Below are 20,301 nucleotides of genomic sequence, written 5' to 3' on the forward strand. Positions count from 1 at the left end.
AGTTCAGCTCGGAATGACGGCGGTGGCTTCGATCTCGACGCGCGCCGCCTTCTCGACGAGGCGGACGACCTGAACCAAGGCCATCGCTGGATAGTGCGTTCCGAAGACGTCGCGGTAGATCCTGCCGAGCTCCTTCAGATTGGCCAGGTACTCGTCCATGTCGACGACGTACCAGGTCAGGCGCACGAGGTGCTCGGGCCGGGCACCGGCCTCGGCCAGGATCGCTGCGATGTTGTCCAGGGTCTGGCGCACCTGCGCGACGAAGCCGTCGGCGAGACGCTCCTCGGCGTCCCAGCCGATCACCCCGCCGGTGACGACGATGCGTCCTTCGGCAGCCATGCCGTTGGCATAGCCCTTCGGCAGCGGCCAGCCTGACGGCTGCAGGATCTGCGCCTTGGTGCGCGTTCCATCCTCGGCTGCGGTCGGCAGGACCGCGAGTTGCGGGCTTTTCGGCGTCGTCACAGACAATTCTCTATCCTTCTCTCATTCCGCGGCGACGCCTGAGGACGTCACTGCAGCCTGCGCCAGCTGCCGCAGGGCAAAGCGCTTCAGCTTGCCGGTCTCGGTCTTCGGCAATTGCGCGACGAACTCGATGGCGCGCGGATATTTATACGGCGCGATCTCGCGTTTGACGTGCTCTTGCAACTCGGCCACCAGCTGAGCGTCAGGGGTCACGCCGGGCGCGGCAACGACATAGGCTTTGACGATCATGCCCCGCGCCTCGTCGGGCGCACCGACCACACCGCACTCGGCGACCGCCGGATGCGTGAGCAGTGCCGCTTCGACGTCAGTTCCTGCGATGTTGTAGCCAGCCGACACGATCATGTCGTCGGAGCGCGACTGGTACCAGAAATAGCCGTCGCTATCCATCAAATAGGTGTCGCCGGTGATGTTCCAGCCGTTCTGGACGTATTTCCGCTGCCGCTCGTCGGCCAGATAGCGGCAGCCGGTCGGCCCGCGCACGGCGAGAAAGCCCATCGTTCCGGGCGGCACGTCGCGGCCCTCGTCATCGACGATCTTGGCTTCATAGCCCGGCACGGGCTTGCCGGTGGCGCCGGGGCGGATCTCGTCCTCGGTCGCGCTGATGAAGATGTGCAGCATCTCGGTCGAGCCGATGCCGTCCATCAGCTTGATCCCGGTCGCCTTAAGCCAGGCATCGAATGTCGGCTTGGGAAGGGTCTCGCCCGCAGAGACGCATTTGCGGAGCGAAGAAATGTCGCGGCCTGCGAGCTTGCCAAGCATGGCGCGGTATGCGGTCGGCGCCGTGAAGCAGACCGTGGTCTTGTACTGCTCGATCGCATTCAGAATGTCGTCCGGCGTCGTCTTCTCCAGCACAACGAAGGAGGCGCCGATATGCATCGGAAACAGCACGCCGCCGAAGCCGAAGGTGAAGGCGAGCGGCGCCGAGCCGATAAAGCGATCGTTTTGCTCGGCGCGCAGAATGTTGCGCGCATAGCCGTCACAGACCGCGAGCATGTCGCGATGGAAATGCATGGTGCCCTTGGGATCGCCGGTCGTGCCCGAGGTGAAGGCGATCAGGCAGATGTCGTCGGCGGCGGTATCGACCGCCTCGAACTCCGGGCTGACATCGGCGATCAACGCTTCCAGCGAATCCGCCGCGCCATTGCCCCAATAGACGACCCGCTCGAGACCGGGCGCAGCAGCTTTCGCCTTCTCCATCTCCTCGGCGAGCTTTCCGTCGCACAGCGCCAGCGGGATCTCCGCCTTCTGGATCGGATAGGACAGCTCCTTGGCGCGCAACAGCGGCATCGTCGCCACGCAGATTCCACCGGCCTTGATCACCGCGAGATAGGTCGCAACCATCATCGGATTGTTGGCCGAGCGCAGCAGCACACGCCCGCCGGTGACGAGGCCGAGCTTGCCAACCAGCACATTGGCGATGCGGTTCACCAGCGCCTGCAGCTCGCGATAGGTGTAGCTGACGGCCGGGCTGATGACGCAAGGGGCATCGCCATGGCCCTGCTCGACCCAGCGATCGAGGAAATAGCTGACGCAGTTCAGTCGCGGCGGATAGTTCAGCTCCGGCCGCGTGAAGATGAATTCGGGCCAGAGCTCGCGCGGCGGCAGATGTTGCCGCGCGAACGTATCGACATGGGCCGTCGCGGCGCTGCCGTCAGACGAGCCCGTCCCTTGAATCTTGGCGGCGTTGGCCATCGCACGCTCCTTTCAGCATGGATTGCACCCGGCAGCACGATCTGGAAAACATTTTAGGCTTAAAGCAATTCGGCGCAATAGGGGATTTTGGGCATCCCGTGCTTTTTCATGCGGCAAAGGGTGTCGGGCTGTCGCGCCCGCAGGCTACGGCCGGCGGCGGGCGGCCGATTTCTGCGCGGACGCCTTGGTCTTGGCGAGGAGGCGCATCAATTCGCGCACATCCTTCGGGGAGAGATCGGCGAACAGATCGGCGATCCAGGTCTCGTGCTCGGCGGCCATCCTGCGGAACTCGGCACGCCCGAGCTTGGTCAGCCGGATCACCTGGACGCGGCGATCGGTGTCTGAGGTCCGCCGGTCGAGATGGCCTGATTCCACCAGGCGCTCCACGAGCCCGGTCACATTGCCGTTCGAGACCATCATGCGCTTGGAGACATCTGACAGGGTCATGCCGTCAGGCGCCTTGTCGAGCTGTGCCATCAGGTCGAAACGCGGCAACGTGACGTCGAACCGCTGCCGCAGCCGGCCGCGCACCTCGCCCTCGATCAGCGTCGTGCACGTCAAGAGCCGCAGCCACAGCCGAAGCTCTTCGGCGTGGTCCTCCGGTGTTTCGACAACCTTGGTCTCGGAATCGAGCATGTCGATGCAGTCACTCACGGCCGGCCATGGCGCGGGCACGGATTCCCCAACGTTTTGAGCTTCAAATAAATCCGCGTCGGCCGCAAGTCCAAAGCTGCAACAATCGACCGCACGCCAGTTTCTTTAAGCTTCAAATAATTGGCGCGCAGCTTGCATGCATCGCTGCTCGCAGGATGCGACGCCCCGCGCTCGGCTTGCCGGGACCGCCGTCATCGGCATAAGCTTTGGATTGAAGTACGTGGCTTGCAGCGCAAGCCAATCGTCACGAGGGACAGATCATGAAGACGAAAATGACCTTGGCCGCAGCTGCGATGCTACTCGGCACCGTGGTGACCCCTGCCCTCGCCCAGGAAAAAATCAAGCTGGGTGTGATGGTGACCCTATCGGGGCCCGCCGCAGCGCTGGGCCAGCAGGTTCGCGACGGCTTCGCGCTCGCCGTGAAGGATCTCGGCAGCAAGATGGGTGGCCGCGATGTCGAGGTCGTCGTCGTCGACGATGAGCTGAAGCCGGATGCTGCGGTGACCAAGGTGAAGGGCCTTCTGGAACGTGAGAAGGTCGACTTCGTGGTCGGGCCGATCTTCTCTAACATCCTGCAGGCCATCCACCGGCCCATCACGGAGTCGAAAACCTTCCTGATCAGCCCCAATGCCGGTCCGTCGACCTTCGCCGGCAAGGATTGCAACCCGTTCTTCTATGTGACCTCGTATCAGAACGATCAGGTGCACGAGATCCTCGGCAAGGTCGCGCAGGACCGCGGCTACAAGCGGATGTACCTGATGGTGCCGAACTATCAGGCTGGCAAGGATTCGGTGGCGGGCTTCAAGCTGGACTACAAGGGCGAGATCGTCGAAGAGTCCTACATGCCGCTGAACACGTTGGATTTCCAGCCGGAGCTCTCCAAGATTTCCTCGCAGAAGCCCGATGCACTGTTCACATTCATGCCGGGCGGCCTCGGCGTCAATCTCGTCAAGCAGTACCGGCAGGCCGGGCTCGCCGATACTATTCCGGTGCTCTCGGCCTTCACGGTCGATGAATCGACCCTGCCGGCACAGCAGGATGCGGCGGTGGGCATGTTCGGTGGCGCGAACTGGGCGCCCAATCTCGACAATCCCCAGAACAAGAAGTTCGTTGCCGCCTATGAGGCCGCGTACAACAGCGTTCCCGGCACCTACGCCTTCCAGGCCTATGATGCCGCGATGCTGATCGACAGCGCAGTCAAGGCCGTGAAGGGCAATCTCTCCAACAAGGAGGCCGTTGGCGCCGCGTTGAAGAAGGCCGACTTCACCTCGCTGCGCGGGGCCTTCAAGTTCAACAACAACAATTATCCGATCCAGGATTTCTACCTGACCAAGGTCGCCAAGCGTCCGGACGGCAAGTTCCAGACCGAGATCGTGCAGAAGGTCTTCGAAAATTACGGCGACCGCTATGCCAAGGACTGCAAGGCGTCGAACTGAGCATGATCCGGACCCGAAGGGCCGCACTAGCGCAAAGTGCGCAGCGGATTTCCGATGAAGATCATGCTCTGACAATAGCCGCGCAGCGCGCTACGGGAGGACTGCAATGAAGAGCGAAATCACCGGCATCACGCGGGCCAATGAAGGAATCCAGGGCATTTCCTGGAACATCCTCGGCCAGACCTACGTGCCGAAGAGCTACGCGGAGAACAGCTTCTCCTGGCACGCGACGCTACCGCCGGGCACCTTCGTGCCGCCGCACATTCACCCCGACCAGGATGAGTATCTCTATATGCTGGAGGGCAAGCTCGATTTCATGCTGGGCAATTCGGAGGCGCAGGCCAGTGCAGGCGACCTGATCCGCCTCGGCATGGGCGTGCCGCACGGCATCTTCAACAAGTCGGAGCAGACCGCCAAGGTGCTGTTCTGGGTCTCGCCGAGCCGCAAGCTGTTCGACCTGTTCTGGGGTCTCCACAACATGAAGGAGCAGAAGCCCGAGGACGTCGTGGCGATGGCCGCCGAGTTCAACATCCACTTCCTGCCGCCGCCGCCCGGCGGCTAGCAGCCTGTCTTAAGCGCGCACCGCCGCGAGTCCCGGCACCGCGGCGAAGCCTGCCTTGGTGGCATAGCCACGCACGATGGCCTCGCGCTGGGAATAGCTCAGAACGTTGTCGACATTGTCGAAACCGTCGGGCGCGAGCTGCTCGACGGCGTCGATGACGCCCTCCGGCCCGCCGCGCCGGTTGGAGCGGACGATCTCGGCCGTCATCGGCAGACGCTTCTTCTCGTATTCGAGCAAGGCCTGACGCGGGTGTTCGGCGCGCACCAGCACATCCGCAAGACAGCGCGCGTCGAGAATAGCCTGCGAGGCGCCGTTCGACCCCACCGGATACATGGGATGCGCAGCGTCGCCGAGCAGCGTGACCCGACCCGATGACCAATAGGGCAAGGGATCGCGGTCGCAGGTCGGATATTCGTAGAATTCGGGCGTTGCCGAGATCAGGCTCTTCACGTCGATATAGGGCACCGAGAAGCGTGCCACGTGCGGCATCAGCTCCTCGCGGCGGCCCGGCCGCGACCAGTCTTCCTTCCGCGGCGGCGGCGCGTTGCCCTCGCCCACCTTCACCAGCACCGCCCAATTGGTCAGGCGGCTCGCCGGGCTCGATCCTTCCGCGATCGGATAGATCACCACCTTGGCATTGAGACCGCCGGCCACGATCATCGATTTTCCGGTGAGAAACAGCGGCCAGTCGCGCGCACCGCGCCACAGCATGAGGCCGTTCCAGCACGGCGGCCCTTCGTTCGGAAACAGCGTCTCGCGGACGCGAGAGTGAATGCCGTCGGCGCCGATCAGGATATCGCCGCGCGCGGTGTGGACATGGGTGCCGGCGCGATCGAAGAAGTAAGCAGTGACGCCGCCCTCGTCCTGCGTGAAGGCGCCGAGCCGGCAGCCGGTGTGGATCGCCTCGCGGCCCAACCGCTCCTCAACGGCGCGATGGATAACGCCCTGAAGGCGGCCGCGATGGATCGAGAATTGCGGCACGTCGTGGCCGGCGTCGATGCCGCGAGCTTCGCGCCAGACCTCCTGGCCATGGCGGTTGAGATAGTAGAGCTGATCGGTGCGGATCGCGACCTCGTCGAGCTTCTGCAACAGGCCGAGGCCGGCCAGCTCGCGCATGGCATGCGGCAGCGTGTTGATGCCGACGCCTAGCTCGCGAATGGTGTCGGCCTGCTCGAAGATCTCGCAATCCAGGCCGCGCGAGCGGAACATCAAAGCCGTCGTGAGACCACCGATACCGCCACCGACGATAATCGCCTTCATCGCCCTAACTCCACTCGAACCGCAGGCAATGGGTTAACGTCGCACGGGCGGTCACTCCGCCGCAAGCGGCTTTGTCACCTCCGCCTTGAGCTCGGCCCGTGTCTTGGGCTTAGCCTTAATTATCAGCTCCTCGAGATCCTGCCGGTCGCGGAACCCGAATACATGCGCATCGGCGACATCACCGCGCGATTGGCGAACTTCATCTCACGCAGGCGGCAATCAAATTATTTTAAGCCTAAAATAATCTCCCGCAAGTCCCCCTATTCGCTGGATTGGCTGCAGATAATTGCGACCGGCTCAGTCGCCCCTGAAGACCGGTTTGACCTTGTTGGCGAAAGCCTCGAAGGCGCGCTCGAAATCCGCCGTTGTCATGCACAGGGCTTGAGCCACGGCCTCCGCCTCGATCGCCTCCTCCACCGACATCGCCCATTCCATGGCCAGCATCCGCTTGGTCATGGTGTTGGCGAAGGTCGGGCCTTCCGCGACCTGCTTGGCCAGAACCTGCGCCTGGGGCAGCACCTGCTCTGGCGTGACGATGCGGCTGAAGAAGCCCCAGCGCTCGCCCTCTTCCGCCGTCATGAACCGGCCGGTGTAGAGCAGCTCGGAGGCGCGGGACTGCCCGATGATCCGCGGCAGGATGGCGCAAGCGCCCATGTCGCAGCCGGCCAACCCCACCTTGTTGAACAGGAACGCCACCTTGGCCCCGCTCGCCGCAAGGCGCATATCAGACGCCATCGCGATGATCGCTCCGGCCCCGGCACAGATACCTTCGACCGCGGCTACGATCGGCTGCGGACAGGCCCGCATCGCCTTGACGAGGTCGCCGGTCATGCGCGTGAAGGCGGTCAGACCCTTGGTGTCCATCTTCACCAGCGGGCCGATGATCTCGAACACGTCGCCGCCGGACGAGAAATTGCCGCCGGCACCCGTCACGACGATGGACTTGACCGCGTCGTCGAAGGCGCAGGCGCGGAAGAAGTCGGTCAGTTCCCGATAGCTCTCGAACGTCAGCGGATTCTTTCGTTCGGGACGGTTGAGCGTGACCGTCGCAACGCCGTCGACCGCGGCGAGCAGGAAATGCTGCGGTGAGTAATCCGCAAGCGGCACGGTAACGGGATTGGCTGGTCTGCTCATGGGATCTCCTTGGCTTTCTTTTTCCGCGCCTGCCAGGCAGGCTAGACTTCGCCACCGGCCACTGCGATCGCCTGTCCGGTGATCGAGCTCGCGCCCTCCCCGCACAGCCAGAGAACCGCGTCTGCGACCTCCTGAGGCGTAACCAGGCGCCCTTGCGGATTGTGCTTCGCGAGCTCGGCAATTGCCTGCTCGCGGGTCCGGCCCGTCTTCTTCACGATGTTGTCGATGCTCCCGGCGACGAGGTCGGTGTCGGTGAAGCCGGGACACACCGCGTTCACGGTGACGTTGCTTCCGGCCATCTCGAGAGCAAGGGAACGCGCGAGGCCGATGACGGCGTGCTTGGCCGCTGCATATGCGCTGACATAGGCGTAGCCCTTGAGGCCTGCGGTGGACGCTACCGCGACGATGCGGCCGTAGGGACGATCCTTCATGCCCGGCAGCACGGCCTGGACGGCATGCACGACGCCCATGAAATTGACATCCATCATCCGGCTGAAGAGCGCGCTGTCCGATTTCGCGAACGGCGCCGATTCAGCGCTGCCCGCGTTGGCAATCAGGATGTCGATCGGCTTGCGCGCACTTGCCCCGGCGATCGCGGCTTTCAGAGACGTTTCGTTCGAGACATCAGCGACAGCCGCAAAGTGCGCGGCGCCTGCATTGACCGCCTCGTCGAGAACCGCCGCGTTCCGGCCAAGCACGGTCACGGTCGCACCGGCGCCGACGAGAGCGGACGCGATCGCGCGGCCGATGCCGCGCCCGCCTCCGGTGACCAGCGCGTGCGGCGAATGCGGCAATCCGGACATGCGCTGGCTCCCTCGGATATCGTGACCAGTGTTCGATATATTTTAACCTTCAAGTTTTTGCAACGAAAGCGGCGCTTGGTCGGGGAATGATGCAGCATGAGCGACGGCCCGAAAATTGCTTTAAGTATAAAATTATCGCTTTCCATCCTCGAAAGGCCTGTTAGCATCGAGGGGCCCAGCAGAAGGATGTCGCGTGTCGCAGCCTGTGCCAATGATAACAAAGGACGGACGCTTCGCCTACGAAGCCGCGGGCGATCCGGGCGCGATACCGCTGATCTTCCTGCACGGCATCGGCGGCGCGGCGCGGGCCTGGCGGGGGCAGCTTGCGACATTTGGCGACCGCTTCCGCGCGATCGCATGGGACATGCCCGGTTATGGAGGATCGGCGCCGCTTGCGAGCGTCAGTATCGCTGCCCTGGCGGAGGCGCTGCAGCAATTCATCGCGCAACTCGGCGTCAGCAGGCCCGTTCTGGTCGGCCATTCCATCGGCGGCATGATCGTTCAGAAGTGGCTGGTTCAGTCCCCCAAGCTGGCACGCGCAGTCGTGCTGGCGCAGACCAGCCCTGCGTTCGGAAAGGCGGACGGCGACTGGCAGAAATCATTCATCGCAGCGCGACTGGGACCGCTCGATCGCGGCGAGACGATGAAGTCGCTGGCCCCCTCCTTGGTGAAGGAGCTCGTCGGCGACGATCCCGATCCGAATGGGATGGAGGTCGCCCGCGAATGCATGGGGAGCGTGCCCGAAGCGAGCTATCGTGCCATGATGCTGGCCCTCATCGGCTTCGATCAGCGCAGCACGCTCGGAAATATCTCTGTTCCCACGCTGTTGCTGTCCGGCTCAAAGGACAACAACGCGCCCGCGCCGATGATGGCAAAGACGGCGACCTATATCCCGGGGGCCGAATATGTCGAGCTGCCTGGCGTCGGCCATCTCGCCAATCTCGAACGCCCCGAGGCCTTCGACGAAGCTCTCGGCCGGTTCCTGAACTCTCTCGCGACCAAAGCCTAAGGTAACTGCGCGATGACCATGCAAGTCAGCAAGACGATTGGCGCGACCAACAAGGTCGCGCTGGATGCGCCGATCTTCGATCCTGTCGCATTCAGCCTGAGCGACGAGCAGGCCGGCATCATCACCCGCGCGAGAGAGATCGGCCAGACCGTCTTTGCCGGTCGCGCCGCCACTTACGATCGCGAGGCGACCTTCCCGACCGAAAATTACTGCGATTTGCATCGCGTCGGCCTGCTCGGCATTGCCGTGCCAAAGAAGCACGGCGGCCTCGGCGCGAATTACCAGACCTATGCCCTGGCGGCGGCCGAGATCGGCCGCTATTGCGGCGCCACCGCGCTGACCTGGAACATGCATGTCTGCTCGACCCTGTGGTCGGGTCCGCTCGCCGACGATCTGGACATGGACGCGGACACCCGTGCCGAGCACGAGCGGCGGCGCGCGGTGCACTACAAGCGCATCGTCGAGGATGGAGCGATCTACTCGCAGCCCTTTTCCGAAGGTGGAGCTGCCGCTGCCGGCGGGGTCGCATTCGGCACTGAAGCAAGGCCGGTTAAAGGGGGCTGGATCGTCAACGGCAAGAAGATCTTTGCCTCGCTTTCGGGCCACGCCGACTATTACGGCGTGCTTTGCACCGAGATGGAGCAAGGCGAGAAGGCGTCGCGCCGCAACACGCTTTACCTGGCGATATCAGCCAAATCAGAAGGCGTCTCGGTCGTCGGCGACTGGGACCCGCTGGGCATGCGCGGCACGGTTTCGCGGACGCTGCTGTTCAAGGATGTGTTGGTTCCGGAAGATTCGGCGCTGATGCCGCGCGGCGTGTATTTCCAGGCAGCTCAGCGCTGGCCGCACATGTTCCTGACGCTGTCGCCGACCTATATGGGCCTGGCGCAAGCCGCCTACGACTTCACCGTGCGTTACTTGCGCGGCGAGGTCCCGGGCATGCCGTCGGTCAAGCGGCGGATGTACCCGACCAAGCAGATCGCGGTGGCGCAGATGCAGATCAAGCTGGAGCAGATTAAGGCAATCTGGTTCCAGGCCGTGACCGAGGCGCGCGCCAATCCGAGCAAGGAGCAAGTGCTGCGCGCCTATGCCGCGCAATATTCCGTGATGGAGGGCGCCAATGAGCTCGCCGCGCTCGCGATCCGCACCTGCGGCGGTCAGGCCATGCTTCGCTCGCTGCCGCTGGAGCGAATCTATCGTGACAGCCGCTGCGGCTCGCTGATGCTGCCCTGGACCGCCGAGCTCTGCCTCGACCGGATCGGGCGCGAAGCGCTGTACGAGGCCGGTGAAACGGACGACTGACCGTGGACCTCTGTAGCCTGATCGACCGCAACGCGGCGTTCGCGCCAGACAAGACGGCCATTGCCTTCGAAGGGACGCGGCTGAGTTATGCGGCATTCGCCGCACGGATCGAACGGACCGCGACTGCCTTGAAGGGGGAGCTCGGCGTCGGCCGCGGCGATCGCGTCGCGATTCTAAGCCTGAACAGGCCGGATTATCTGGTTCTGCTTTACGCCTGTGCGCGGCTCGGCGCGATGCTGGTGCCGCTGAACTGGCGACTGGCCGTCGCCGAGCAGCTGTTCATTCTCAGTGATGCCGGCGCCAAGGTCCTGGTCCTCGAGCAGGCGTTTTCCGGAGTGCTTGCCGAGCTGGGGCAGACCGCGGCAGGGACATCCGTAGTCGGCCTCGACTTCACGCCTCCTCGCGGCACGACATTCGAAGATTTGCTGGCCCGCGGTGACGGCACGAGCCGAAATCCACACACCGACCTCTCCAGCCCGCTGCTCATCGTCTACACGTCGGGCACGACGGGACGGCCAAAGGGCGCGGTGCTGCGCCAGGAGGCGCTGTTCTGGAACGGTGTCATGAGCCAGCACATGCACAACATGACGTCCGACGACCACGTGCTGACCGTGCTGCCGTTCTTCCACGTCGGTGGCCTCAACATCCAGACTACGCCCGCGCTCCAATTGGGCGCGACGGTCACGGTGCATGCGCGCTTCACGCCGGACGCCACGCTTGCGGCTATCGAACGGGAACGGCCGACACTCACGGTGATGGTTCCTGCGATCCTTCAGGCGGTGAGCGAGCATGCTGCCTGGGCGACCGCTGATCTTTCCTCACTCAAGGCCGTCGCCACCGGCTCGACCATCGTACCGCCGCACCTGATCGAGCGCTTCGTCGCGCGCGACGTCCCGGTGCTTCAGGTCTATGGCTCGACCGAAACCTGCCCGATCGCCGTCTACACGCGGCTTGGCGGCGATCCTTCGCGTGCGGGATCGACCGGCCTTGCCGGCCTGTGCTGCGAGGCAAAAGTGATCGACCAGGCCGGCGAAGAACTGCCCGCGGGCACGCCAGGCGAAATCGCGGTGCGCGGTCCCAACGTGTTCTTCGAATATTGGGGAAACGACGCCGCAACGCGCGAGGCGCTGCAAGACGGCTGGTATCGCACCGGTGATATCGGCCTGTGCGATGCCGACGGCTATTTCTGGGTCCGCGACCGCAAGAAGAACATGATCATTTCAGGCGGAGAAAACGTCTACCCGGCCGAGGTCGAGCGCGTCCTGCTCGAACACCCCGACGTCAGCGAATGCGCCGTGATCGGCCGGCCGGACCCGCGCTGGGACGAGGTGCCGGTCGCCTATGTCATTGCGAGATCCGGCTGCCGGCTCGAGGCGGACGAATTGAGGGCGCATCTTCAGGCGCAACTCGCGCGCTACAAAATTCCGCGCGAGATCGTCTTCGTCACCGACCTGCCGCGGACGGCGCTGGGCAAGGTCCAGCATTTCCTGCTGAAGCAGCTTGATGCGCAGTCACGGGCGCAAGGAGAAGCATCTTGAAGATCGCAGTTCTGGGTGGGGGAAACGGCTCTTTCGCGGCCGCGGGCGATTTTGCGCTGTCGGGGCACGAGGTGCGGCTCTGGCGCCGCGATGCCGATCAGGTCGCAGCGCATCGCGCCGCCGGCTCGCGCATCCTGGTCAAGGATCACAACGGCCGTCATGACGTGAAGCTGGCGCTGGTCACGACCGACATCGCGGACGCCGTCGAAGGCACGGAGCTGATCCTGTGCCCCGCGCCCGCCTTCGCGCAATCAAATATCGCTCGCCTGCTCGCGCCGCATTTGCGGGACGGTCAGGTCGTCTTTCTGCCGCCAGCGACGTTCGGCTCGATGATCTTCGCCCAGGCGGCCCGAGATGCCGGCAACAATGCCAAGGCCAGCTTTGCCGAAACGGGCACGCTTCCGTGGCTGACCCGCAAGCACGGACCGTTCGAGGTCGCGATCACCATCCGCGCCAAGCGGCTCCCGGTCGGCGTGTTCCCGCTCGAGCAGGCGCCCCACGCCCTCGCAGTGATCGGGCGCGCTTTCCCAGACGCGATCGAGACATGCGGAGACGCGCTGTCGGGCGCCCTGATGAACGCAGGTCCGATCATTCACCCGCCGTTGATCGTGATGAACGCAGGGCCGATCGAACATTTCGAGCGCTGGGACATTCACAAGGAAGGTACGCAAGCCGCGATCCGCCGGGTCACTGACGCGCTCGACGCAGAACGCATCGCGGTGCGCGAGGCACTCGGCTACGGCGCGCCACATTTCCCGCTGGCTCACCATTACGCGAAGGAAGGCGAGATCTGGATGTATGGCCGCGGCTCGCACGACCGGTTGACCGATTCCGGTGATTGGCGCGAGCGGATCGTGCTGACAGAGCACCGTTACATGCGCGAGGATCTGCGGCTTGGGCTGTCGCTGCTGGTGTCCGTCGCGGGCCTCGCTGGCGTGGACACACCGCTGGCCAAAGCGTTTCTGTCAATCGGCGGCGCGGTCTGCGGCGAAGATTTTGCGCGAGGTGGCCGAACGCTCCAGACGCTGGGACTCGGCGAGCTCAGCAAGGCTGAATTGCAGACGCTGCTCCGCAATGGATTCTGATCAATGACCAGTCGCATCAATATCGCCTGTCTCGGCGCTGGCCGCATGGGCCGGGGCATTGCCGTTGCCTTCGCGTATGCAGGGCACAGGGTCACGATGATCGATATTAAGGCGCGTTCCGCGGAGGACTTCACCAAGCTGGAAACGGACGCGCTTGGCGAAGTCAGGAAGACCTTCGCCAGCCTGTCAAAACTGGGTCTGCTGACCGACGCGGATGTCGATCCGCTGATCGCGCGGGTCTCGGTAGTGCCGGCGAGCCGGAGCGGCGCAGCGTTGGCCGAAGCCGGAATGATCTTCGAAGGCGTTCCTGAGGTGGTCGAGCTCAAGCGCGAGGTGCTGGGGGCGGCGTCAAAGCAGGTCGGCCCTGAAACGATCATCGCGTCGACGACCTCGACCATCCTCGTCGACGATCTCTCGGGCGCGATCGTGAACCCGCGCCGCTTTCTAAACGTGCACTGGCTCAATCCGGCCTATCTCATCCCGCTGGTCGAGGTTTCGCCCGGCAAGGCGACAGACCCGGCCGTCATCGACGAGGTCAAGACGCTGCTCGAAGGCATCGGGAAGGTGCCGGTGGTCTGCGCCGCCACACCGGGTTTCATCGTCCCGCGCATCCAGGCGCTGGCAATGAACGAGGCCGCGCGCATGGTCGAGGAAGGCGTCGCCAGCGCCGAAGAGATCGACAAGGCGATCCGTTACGGCTTCGGCTTCCGCTATGCCGTGCTCGGGCTGCTCGAATTCATCGATTGGGGCGGCGGCGATATCCTATACTACGCCAGCCGTTACCTCGAAGGCGCGCTTGGTAGCGACCGCTATCGCGCGCCGGAGGTCATTTCCCGCAACATGCATGAAGGCCGGATCGGCCTGCGCACGGGCGCCGGCTTCCTGGATTACTCCGGGATGGACGTCGATGCTTATCGCGTGAAGCGGTTGCAGGCCATGGTCGACCTGCTCCGGCACTTCGACCTCGCCCGGCCGCCCGTGCTCGATCGCGGCTACCCGAAGACGTCCTGAAGCACGCCTTCGCGGACGACCGCAACGCCGTCGAGCTCGATCGTCGTTCCCATCATCGGCAGGTCGAAATGTCCGGCCGTGTAGCGCCCTGCAAATTCATTCGCACCGGTCGAGAACAGGAAATTGCCGGAAACGGCCCGAATCTCTGTGCCGTTGGTGTCGCGCTGGTCATACATGGATAGTGCCTCATAGCGCGCACCGGGATTCATGCCGAAGCCGACATGCGACACGGCATAGGCTTCGCGATCGCCCCAGGCGGCCAGATAAGCGCGCATCATCGCGGCATCCGTGCCCTCGCCTTCGAGTTCCACGACATAGTCGTCCTTCAGAGTCATCTTCACCGGCGAGGTCAGGTAGCGCTTGAAGGTCAGGTTGATGTCGCCGGGCGCCATCACCAGGGTGCCGTTGATGGTCCCGCTCTTGGGAAAGCTGACGACGATGCCGCCGGGCCAATGCGCGAGCGTGCCGGGCTTGTCGGTCCAGCCCCACACACCGACCGTCGACGCTCCGACCATATCGACATCGAGCGCCGTGCCGGCCTTCGAGGAGACACGCATGCGCTTCGTTCCGCGCAGCATTTTGGCCGCCGCACGAACACGCTTTTCGAGCGCGGAATCCGGCACCATGCGCTCCAGCGCTTCGGGATGCTCGTTGGAGATCACCAGGATCCGCGCGCCGGCTTTGAGAATCTCCGGCGTCTCCACCGCATGCATCAGTCCTTCGATGGTGCAATCCACGACGAAGCCGGCCTGCTGAAGCGCCGTGATCACTGGACCAAGCTTTTGGATCGCCTCGCTCGCCCCGGTGGAGCGGACCGGAACGATATGCCGGTTACGTGGCGTCGGCATCACCACATGAAACGGCCGCGCGCCCATCCGCAGCAGGGCCAGCTCCGCGAGATGGACGTTCAACGCGCGTGACTGGGTCTCCGATAGGATCGCCGCGGTATCGCCGGCCTTGACGGCGCATCGCTCAAAGATCTCGCAAAACGCATCGATCCATTTTGCCTCGATACGATCAGCCAGCATGGTTCTCTCCCGGTCTTCAGGATTCTTGTTAGTTACGCTTCGGGGAAGCCCCGGAGCAAGTACGAGCGCACGGCTCCCAGCAGGCCGTTCAAGATCAAGCCCAGCAGCGAGATCGTGATCAGCGGCACGAACATGTCCACGGCCTGGAAGGTTCTGGCCGCAGTCACGAGCGCGTGCCCCAATCCGTCCGTCGACGTGATCATTTCGGCCAGAAACACCACGATGCAGGAAATGACAAGGCCAATCCGGCACCCGGTCAGGATCGACGGCATCGCTGCCGGCAGCACTACCTTGAAGAGGATTTCGTAGCGTGACGATCCCGCAGCCATAGCCGACCAGATCAGCTTCTGCTCGACGGTCGAGGCACCGTAATAGGTCGACAGCAGGATCGGGAAAAGAGCGTCGGCAGCCACTAATGTGATCTTCGATCCGTGGCCAAATCCGAGCAGCAGCAGCAAGGCCGGATAGAGCGCGACCTTGGGCAAAGGCGCCAATACGCGCACGATGGGCCGAACCACGGCGTTGATCGCCGGATTGGCGGCGGCGGCAATGCCGATGCTGACACCGAGCACGACAGCAATCGCGAAGCCGGCAAACAGCCTGATCAGGGTCGCCGCGATCTCGTGCTGGAACGTCGAGGTTACGAGTTGCTGGAGCAGCCGGCCGAAGACGTAGCCAGGCGGCGGCAGCAGAACTGCCGGCGCGAAGCCGAAAGATACCAAGCCTTGCCACAGCGCGATCACCAGTGCGATCGGAGCAATTCCAAGAACGAAATTAGGGGCGAGAAGCCGCGACATCATGAGAAGCTCAGCGGCATGTCGAACTGCGGCTCGGACCAGCGCACGAGCCTAGCACGAACCTTCTCGAAAATCGCGTCGAGGCAGATTCCCATCGCGCCAACGATGATGATCATCGCAAAGACGGTTTCGTATTGGCCCATGTCGAGCGCGTTGAACAGGATGTTTCCGGCGCCGGACTGACGGGCAATCATCTCACTGGTGATCATCGTGATCAGCGCCAACACCAATCCTGTACGACACCCCGTCAGAATTTCCGGCAGCGCCGCCGGCAGCACGATACGCACCAAGCGTTGCACCGGCGAGAGCCCCATCGCAGCGCCCGACCACAGCATCTTCTCTTCGACCGCCTTGGCGCCTTCGAAGCTGTGATAAATCACGGGCAGGCTGACGCCGAGGAAGATCACGAGCGTCTTCGTGATGTCGCCGACGCCGAGCCAGAGCATGATGATCGGCATCAAGGCCGCCTTCGGCACCGGATAGATCACCATCAGCAGCGGATTGAAGAAGGCCGCAATCGCGGCGCTACGTCCCATCAACAGGCCAAGCGGAATCGACACGAGCACGGCCGCGCCAAATCCCATCGCCATGCGCCGGAGCGAGGCCAGAATATTGATCAGGGATTCCCTGTCGCCAAGGATGTCCGGAATCGCTCTCATCGCTCCGATCGCGGTCGGAAAACTGTCATTCTTCAGCGCCAGTGACGCGACCTGCCACACCACCAGCAATCCGATGCAGGCGAGCACCGGGGCAGCGCGCTTGGTCATGCCGGCCGCCGACATCACGCGGGCGCTCCGGCTTCGTCGCTCTCGTCGAACATGCGCTCGATGTCGACGACGTACTTCTGGTAACGCGGATCGAGCAACAGCTCGTTGCGGCGGCGCGGCCGCGGCAGGTCGATGTCGATGACCTGCCGGATTCGCCCGGGCGATTTCGACATCATGACGACCTTGTCCGAGAGGAAGACGGCTTCGTCGACCGAATGGGTGACGAAAAGCACCGTCTTGCGGTCACGCTCCCAGATGTTCAGAAGATCGTTCTGCAGGCGCGTCCTCGTGTGCGCGTCGAGTGCCCCGAACGGCTCGTCCATCAGCAGCACTTCGGGATGGTAGGCAAGCGTCCGCGCCAGCGCCACGCGCTGCTTCATGCCGCCCGACAGCTCCTTGGGATAGAAGTTCTCGTAGCCCTTGAGGCCGACCATCTCGATCAGGGCCCGGCTCTGCGCTTCGGCCTCGGTGCCGCGAATTCCTTGCTGACGCGGCCCATACATCACGTTGCCGAGCACAGTCTTCCAGGGAAAGAGCGCAAATTCCTGGAATACCGGTCCGCGATCCGGACCGGGCCCCGTGATCGCCTGTCCCTTCATCTTCGCCGCGCCGCTGGTTGGACTGACGAAGCCGCCGACAATGTAGAGCAGTGTCGACTTGCCGCAGCCGGACGGACCAAGGATGGAGACGAAAGCTCCTTCCTCGATCGTCAGCGAAATGTCCGAAAGCGCAACGTGATTCTTGCGTGCCGAGGATTTAAAGACCTGCGACACGCGGTCGATCTCGATGATTGCGGAAGCCGGGTCTTGTTGCGTCACCGGTCTCACCCATTCGCTCGATCTCGCAGATACTACCGTCATCCCGCCTTCCGTCCCACTCGCACGAGGATTCAGCGGCATCAGCTTAGCAAGAAGCCTGCCAGACAGGCTGTCACTTTCGCGCCCGTGCGGTGCGTCATTCGAACCACGGCCATTCTGCCGGGCCTTCATGCGTCACGGCTCCGCCCGGCGCCTGCCCAACCAGCCGGGCATATTTTGCCAGCGCACCTGCGCGGTGGCGAGGCGGGCGCGGCTTCCAATCGCGTCGCCGTGCGGCAAGCTCCTGTTCCTCGAGCAGGACATCCATCCGTCGATTTGCGGCATCAATCCGGATTCTGTCACCATTCCGGACGAGCGCCAGCGGACCGCCAACAAATGCCTCGGGGGACACGTAGCCGATGCACATCCCGCGGGTCGCGCCGGAGAACCGGCCATCGGTGATCAGCGCCACTTTTTCACCCATGCCCTGCCCGTAGATCAGTGCGGTGACGCCAAGCATCTCACGCATGCCAGGTCCGCCGACTGGCCCTTCATTGCGGATCACGAGAACCTCGCCCGCCTTGTAACTGCGGTCACGAACGGCTGCGACGCAGGCTTCTTCATCCTCGAAAACACGCGCGACGCCTTCGAAGAATTGGCTCTTCAAGCCCGCCACCTTGATCACCGCCCCATCGGGACAGAGGTTACCCTTCAGCACCGCGACACCACCGTCAGGCATGATCGGCGCGCGAGCCGTGTACACAACCTCCCCGTCGGGTGCGTTGGCCACACCGTACTCTTCGGCAAGTGTGCGGCCGGTGATTGACAAGCAGCCGCCATCGATATGACCGCTCTGGATCAGCTCGCGAATGATGACCGCAGCGCCGCCGATATCGTAGACATCCTTCGCCGTATACTTGCCTCCGGGGCGCAGATTGCCGATCAACGGCGTCCTGGCAAAGACCTCCCCCACGTCATCGATGCTGAATGCAATTCCGGCCTCATTCGCGATCGCCGGCAGGTGCAGCGCGGCGTTGGTCGAGCCGCCCGTCGCTGCCACGATCGCCGCTCCGTTCTCCAGGGATTTCCGCGTCACGATGTCGCGCGGCAGCGGCCCGCCGTGGTTCAGCATCTCCATGATCAGTCGGCCGGCGCGTCGCGAAATCTGCGCACGCTCGGAATAGACACCGGGCACCATCGAGACGTTGGGAATGGTCAGCCCCATCGCCTCCGATACCATGCCCATGGTGTTCGCGGTGAACTGGCCGGCGCACGCACCGATCGTCGGCAGGCAGGCGCGCTCGATGCGCTCGAGCGTGGCGCCGTCGATCTCGCCAGTCATGAAGCTGCCGACAGCCTCATAGGAATCGAGCACCGTCAGCGTACGTCCATCCACGCGCCCGGGCAGCGAGCTGCCGCCATAGATGAAGATGGATGGCACGTTGCAGCGGACCATTCCCATCATCACGCCAGGAAGGGTCTTGTCGCACCCGCCGTATCCGATCAGCGCATCGTAGGCCAACCCATGGACCACGGCTTCGATCGAGTCGGCGATCAGCTCACGCGAGAACAGGGAGAACTTCATCCCCTCATGATTCATGCTGATGCCGTCGGACACCGAAACAGTCGAGAACTCACGCGGTGTACCGCCGGCCTCCTCGATCCCGGTCTTGGCTGCAGCTACCTGGAAGTCGTGGGTCATGTTGCAGGGCGTCTGCTCACCCTTCATGCTGACGATGCCCACCATCGGCTTCGCAATCGCAGCGTCGTCGAGCCCCATGGCGCGCATGAATGCACGATGCGGCGCTCGGTCGAGGCCGTCTGTGGTGACTCGGGATCGCAACTTCTTCATATATGCATCTTCTTCGTGCAGCGTCCCGGATGGTCCGGAACGCCACGATGTTGGTTCGGTAATTCGCCCCGCTTCTATTGCAGCGGCGCGACAATCGACGGATGCTTGAACTGTGCGACATCCAGCTTCGGCAGCATTCCTGTTTCTGCATAGATATCCAGCATCTTCTGGATCGCCGGGAAGTTCGGCGCAGCACCCGGATCGCGGCCGAAATCATTGTCCTTGAGCAAGTAGGTCTCAAGCACCGGGATGGGGGCTTTCAGCACTTCATTGACGACCTTGAGAGTCTCCTCGCGGTTCGCGAGTGCCTTCTTCATGCCCGAGGTAATATCGCGGACATAGGCCTTGACCAACTCAGGGTTCTTGTCGACGAAATCGGCACGGCAGGCTTCCAGGATGTGCACGATGTTCGGCATGGCCTGGGAGAGCGAGAACAGCTTCCTTGTGCCGCCCTTTGCCTCCGCGCGTGCAGCAAACGGCTGGTTCATATTGACCGCGTCGACGCGGCCTTGGCGCAGCGCGTCCTCGGAGACGGCAAAGCCGACCTCGACCAGCTTGATGTCCTTGGCCGGATCGACGCCATTCTGCTTCAAGAGCAGATTGAACGGCCCTTGCGTACCGCCACCGATCACGGAAATGCCGACGGTCTTGCCCTTGAGATCCGCGATTGACTTGATGGGCGAGTCATCCTTGACGGCCCAGTAAACCGAGAAGCCGCCGGGCATCTCGAAAACGTGTTGCGCCACGATATAGGCCTTAAGATTGCCGCCGACGACACCGTTGGAGAGCGAGAGCGGCGCCTGCGTCGCGCAGTCCAGTGCACCGGCCGCCAGGGCCTGCGTCATCGGCGCGGTGCCCTGGAATTGGGTCCATTCGATGTTGTAGGCCTTGCCGAGATTGGGGAATTCGGCCGGCCTGCGCATCATCCAGTACTTGGACTCCTCCGCAGGGATGGTCCAGCCGACGCGGATCGTCTGCTGCCCCCATGACGGGCTTGCGCCCGCGCTCACGGCGGCTGCCGCCCCCAAAGCCAGGATCCACTTCGAAACGGTTCGCATCGTTCCACTCCGCTGCTCCGGCGCCGACTGGCG

General features: G+C 63.5%; 19 protein-coding genes. 7 read left to right on the forward strand and 12 right to left on the reverse strand.

Annotated elements, in window-relative coordinates:
* Positions 1 to 3: 3 nt before the first annotated feature.
* From I6F16_RS16905 to I6F16_RS16915, 3 genes are all read right to left on the reverse strand, one after another.
* Positions 4 to 468, reverse strand: coding sequence for a RidA family protein (locus I6F16_RS16905; RefSeq protein WP_192893131.1), 465 nt, complete (start codon positions 466 to 468; stop codon positions 4 to 6).
* Between the two features lie 15 nt (positions 469 to 483).
* Entirely contained in the window at positions 484 to 2,175 is a 1,692-nt protein-coding gene (locus I6F16_RS16910) for a benzoate-CoA ligase family protein (RefSeq protein ID WP_225173877.1), read from the reverse strand.
* 144 nt (positions 2,176 to 2,319) lie between these two features.
* Positions 2,320 to 2,811: a MarR family transcriptional regulator gene (locus I6F16_RS16915; RefSeq protein WP_036007554.1), complete on the reverse strand. Its 492-nt coding sequence runs from the start codon at positions 2,809 to 2,811 to the stop codon at positions 2,320 to 2,322.
* A 278-nt stretch (positions 2,812 to 3,089) separates the two neighbouring features.
* Here I6F16_RS16915 and I6F16_RS16920 point away from each other — a divergent pair, with 278 nt between their 5' ends.
* Together I6F16_RS16920 and I6F16_RS16925 are read left to right on the forward strand one after the other, a co-directional pair.
* Positions 3,090 to 4,265 (forward strand): ABC transporter substrate-binding protein, encoded by a 1,176-nt coding sequence (locus tag I6F16_RS16920; RefSeq protein WP_225111945.1) that lies wholly within the window; start codon positions 3,090 to 3,092, stop codon positions 4,263 to 4,265.
* 106 nt (positions 4,266 to 4,371) lie between these two features.
* A complete protein-coding gene (locus tag I6F16_RS16925) occupies positions 4,372 to 4,827 on the forward strand; it encodes a cupin domain-containing protein (RefSeq protein ID WP_036007559.1) in 456 nt (151 codons plus the stop codon).
* 9 nt (positions 4,828 to 4,836) lie between these two features.
* Here I6F16_RS16925 and I6F16_RS16930 read toward each other — a convergent pair whose 3' ends face one another.
* The 3 genes from I6F16_RS16930 to I6F16_RS16940 all read right to left on the reverse strand — a co-directional run bounded on the left by I6F16_RS16930 (position 4,837) and on the right by I6F16_RS16940 (position 8,024).
* Positions 4,837 to 6,087: a flavin-dependent oxidoreductase gene (locus tag I6F16_RS16930; protein ID WP_036007562.1), complete on the reverse strand. Its 1,251-nt coding sequence runs from the start codon at positions 6,085 to 6,087 to the stop codon at positions 4,837 to 4,839.
* 297 nt (positions 6,088 to 6,384) lie between these two features.
* Positions 6,385 to 7,221, reverse strand: a complete 837-nt coding sequence (locus I6F16_RS16935) for an enoyl-CoA hydratase family protein (protein ID WP_036007565.1) — start codon at positions 7,219 to 7,221, stop codon at positions 6,385 to 6,387.
* A 41-nt stretch (positions 7,222 to 7,262) separates the two neighbouring features.
* Positions 7,263 to 8,024: an SDR family oxidoreductase gene (locus I6F16_RS16940; RefSeq protein WP_225173878.1), complete on the reverse strand. Its 762-nt coding sequence runs from the start codon at positions 8,022 to 8,024 to the stop codon at positions 7,263 to 7,265.
* 211 nt (positions 8,025 to 8,235) lie between these two features.
* On the opposite strand from I6F16_RS16940, the gene I6F16_RS16945 reads away from it, so the two are divergent.
* From I6F16_RS16945 to I6F16_RS16965, 5 genes are read left to right on the forward strand one after another with little or no spacing between them, the layout of a single operon-like run.
* The gene (locus I6F16_RS16945; protein ID WP_057028668.1) at positions 8,236 to 9,033 is read left to right on the forward strand and encodes an alpha/beta fold hydrolase; all 798 of its coding nucleotides are present in this window, start codon (positions 8,236 to 8,238) and stop codon (positions 9,031 to 9,033) included.
* A 12-nt stretch (positions 9,034 to 9,045) separates the two neighbouring features.
* Complete coding sequence (locus I6F16_RS16950; protein ID WP_225111947.1) at positions 9,046 to 10,335, forward strand: acyl-CoA dehydrogenase family protein; 1,290 nt, start codon at positions 9,046 to 9,048, stop codon at positions 10,333 to 10,335.
* A 2-nt stretch (positions 10,336 to 10,337) separates the two neighbouring features.
* Entirely contained in the window at positions 10,338 to 11,873 is a 1,536-nt protein-coding gene (locus I6F16_RS16955; RefSeq protein ID WP_225111948.1) for a long-chain fatty acid--CoA ligase, read from the forward strand.
* Positions 11,870 to 12,958, forward strand: coding sequence for an NAD/NADP-dependent octopine/nopaline dehydrogenase family protein (locus I6F16_RS16960; RefSeq protein WP_225111949.1), 1,089 nt, complete (start codon positions 11,870 to 11,872; stop codon positions 12,956 to 12,958). Before I6F16_RS16955 ends, I6F16_RS16960 begins: the two co-directional genes overlap by 4 nt.
* A gap of 3 nt (positions 12,959 to 12,961) precedes the next feature.
* Positions 12,962 to 13,969: a 3-hydroxybutyryl-CoA dehydrogenase gene (locus I6F16_RS16965; protein WP_225111950.1), complete on the forward strand. Its 1,008-nt coding sequence runs from the start codon at positions 12,962 to 12,964 to the stop codon at positions 13,967 to 13,969.
* Here the strand turns inward: I6F16_RS16965 and I6F16_RS16970 are convergent.
* The 6 genes from I6F16_RS16970 to I6F16_RS16995 form a co-directional block, all read right to left on the reverse strand.
* On the reverse strand, positions 13,951 to 14,997 hold the full coding sequence (locus tag I6F16_RS16970) for a peptidase M29 (RefSeq protein ID WP_036028939.1): 1,047 nt from the start codon (positions 14,995 to 14,997) through the stop codon (positions 13,951 to 13,953). The two genes, I6F16_RS16965 and I6F16_RS16970, sit on opposite strands and share 19 nt — an antisense overlap.
* 32 nt (positions 14,998 to 15,029) lie before the next feature.
* Positions 15,030 to 15,797 carry an ABC transporter permease subunit gene (locus I6F16_RS16975; protein WP_225111951.1) on the reverse strand — a complete coding sequence of 256 codons (768 nt, stop codon included), beginning with the start codon at positions 15,795 to 15,797 and terminating at the stop codon, positions 15,030 to 15,032.
* A complete protein-coding gene (locus tag I6F16_RS16980; protein ID WP_036028933.1) occupies positions 15,794 to 16,579 on the reverse strand; it encodes an ABC transporter permease in 786 nt (261 codons plus the stop codon). Before I6F16_RS16980 ends, I6F16_RS16975 begins: the two co-directional genes overlap by 4 nt.
* Complete coding sequence (locus tag I6F16_RS16985) at positions 16,576 to 17,421, reverse strand: ABC transporter ATP-binding protein (RefSeq protein WP_225111952.1); 846 nt, start codon at positions 17,419 to 17,421, stop codon at positions 16,576 to 16,578. Before I6F16_RS16985 ends, I6F16_RS16980 begins: the two co-directional genes overlap by 4 nt.
* Before the next feature lie 94 nt (positions 17,422 to 17,515).
* Positions 17,516 to 19,210, reverse strand: coding sequence for a dihydroxy-acid dehydratase (gene ilvD / locus I6F16_RS16990; protein WP_036028926.1), 1,695 nt, complete (start codon positions 19,208 to 19,210; stop codon positions 17,516 to 17,518).
* 74 nt (positions 19,211 to 19,284) lie between these two features.
* On the reverse strand, positions 19,285 to 20,268 hold the full coding sequence (locus I6F16_RS16995) for an ABC transporter substrate-binding protein (RefSeq protein ID WP_225111953.1): 984 nt from the start codon (positions 20,266 to 20,268) through the stop codon (positions 19,285 to 19,287).
* Positions 20,269 to 20,301 lie beyond the last annotated feature (33 nt).

The sequence above is a fragment of the Bradyrhizobium sp. IC4060 genome, assembly GCF_020193715.1.
Classification (GTDB): Bacteria; Pseudomonadota; Alphaproteobacteria; order Rhizobiales; family Xanthobacteraceae; genus Bradyrhizobium; species Bradyrhizobium yuanmingense.

Bases quoted from the DNA above. Each gene is read 5' to 3' on its own strand.
- I6F16_RS16920 (WP_225111945.1), top strand. From the start codon at position 3,090: ATGAAGACGAAAATGACCTTGGCCGCAGCTGCGATGCTACTCGGCACC.
- I6F16_RS16965 (WP_225111950.1), top strand. From the start codon at position 12,962: ATGACCAGTCGCATCAATATCGCCTGTCTCGGCGCTGGCCGCATGGGC.
- I6F16_RS16995 (WP_225111953.1), bottom strand. From the start codon at position 20,268: ATGCGAACCGTTTCGAAGTGGATCCTGGCTTTGGGGGCGGCAGCCGCC.
- I6F16_RS16970 (WP_036028939.1), bottom strand. From the start codon at position 14,997: ATGCTGGCTGATCGTATCGAGGCAAAATGGATCGATGCGTTTTGCGAG.
- I6F16_RS16935 (WP_036007565.1), bottom strand. From the start codon at position 7,221: ATGAGCAGACCAGCCAATCCCGTTACCGTGCCGCTTGCGGATTACTCA.
- I6F16_RS16940 (WP_225173878.1), bottom strand. From the start codon at position 8,024: ATGTCCGGATTGCCGCATTCGCCGCACGCGCTGGTCACCGGAGGCGGG.
- I6F16_RS16910 (WP_225173877.1), bottom strand. From the start codon at position 2,175: ATGGCCAACGCCGCCAAGATTCAAGGGACGGGCTCGTCTGACGGCAGC.
- I6F16_RS16950 (WP_225111947.1), top strand. From the start codon at position 9,046: ATGACCATGCAAGTCAGCAAGACGATTGGCGCGACCAACAAGGTCGCG.
- I6F16_RS16915 (WP_036007554.1), bottom strand. From the start codon at position 2,811: ATGCTCGATTCCGAGACCAAGGTTGTCGAAACACCGGAGGACCACGCC.
- I6F16_RS16985 (WP_225111952.1), bottom strand. From the start codon at position 17,421: ATGACGGTAGTATCTGCGAGATCGAGCGAATGGGTGAGACCGGTGACG.
- I6F16_RS16930 (WP_036007562.1), bottom strand. From the start codon at position 6,087: ATGAAGGCGATTATCGTCGGTGGCGGTATCGGTGGTCTCACGACGGCT.
- I6F16_RS16945 (WP_057028668.1), top strand. From the start codon at position 8,236: ATGATAACAAAGGACGGACGCTTCGCCTACGAAGCCGCGGGCGATCCG.
- I6F16_RS16925 (WP_036007559.1), top strand. From the start codon at position 4,372: ATGAAGAGCGAAATCACCGGCATCACGCGGGCCAATGAAGGAATCCAG.
- I6F16_RS16975 (WP_225111951.1), bottom strand. From the start codon at position 15,797: ATGATGTCGCGGCTTCTCGCCCCTAATTTCGTTCTTGGAATTGCTCCG.
- ilvD (WP_036028926.1), bottom strand. From the start codon at position 19,210: ATGAAGAAGTTGCGATCCCGAGTCACCACAGACGGCCTCGACCGAGCG.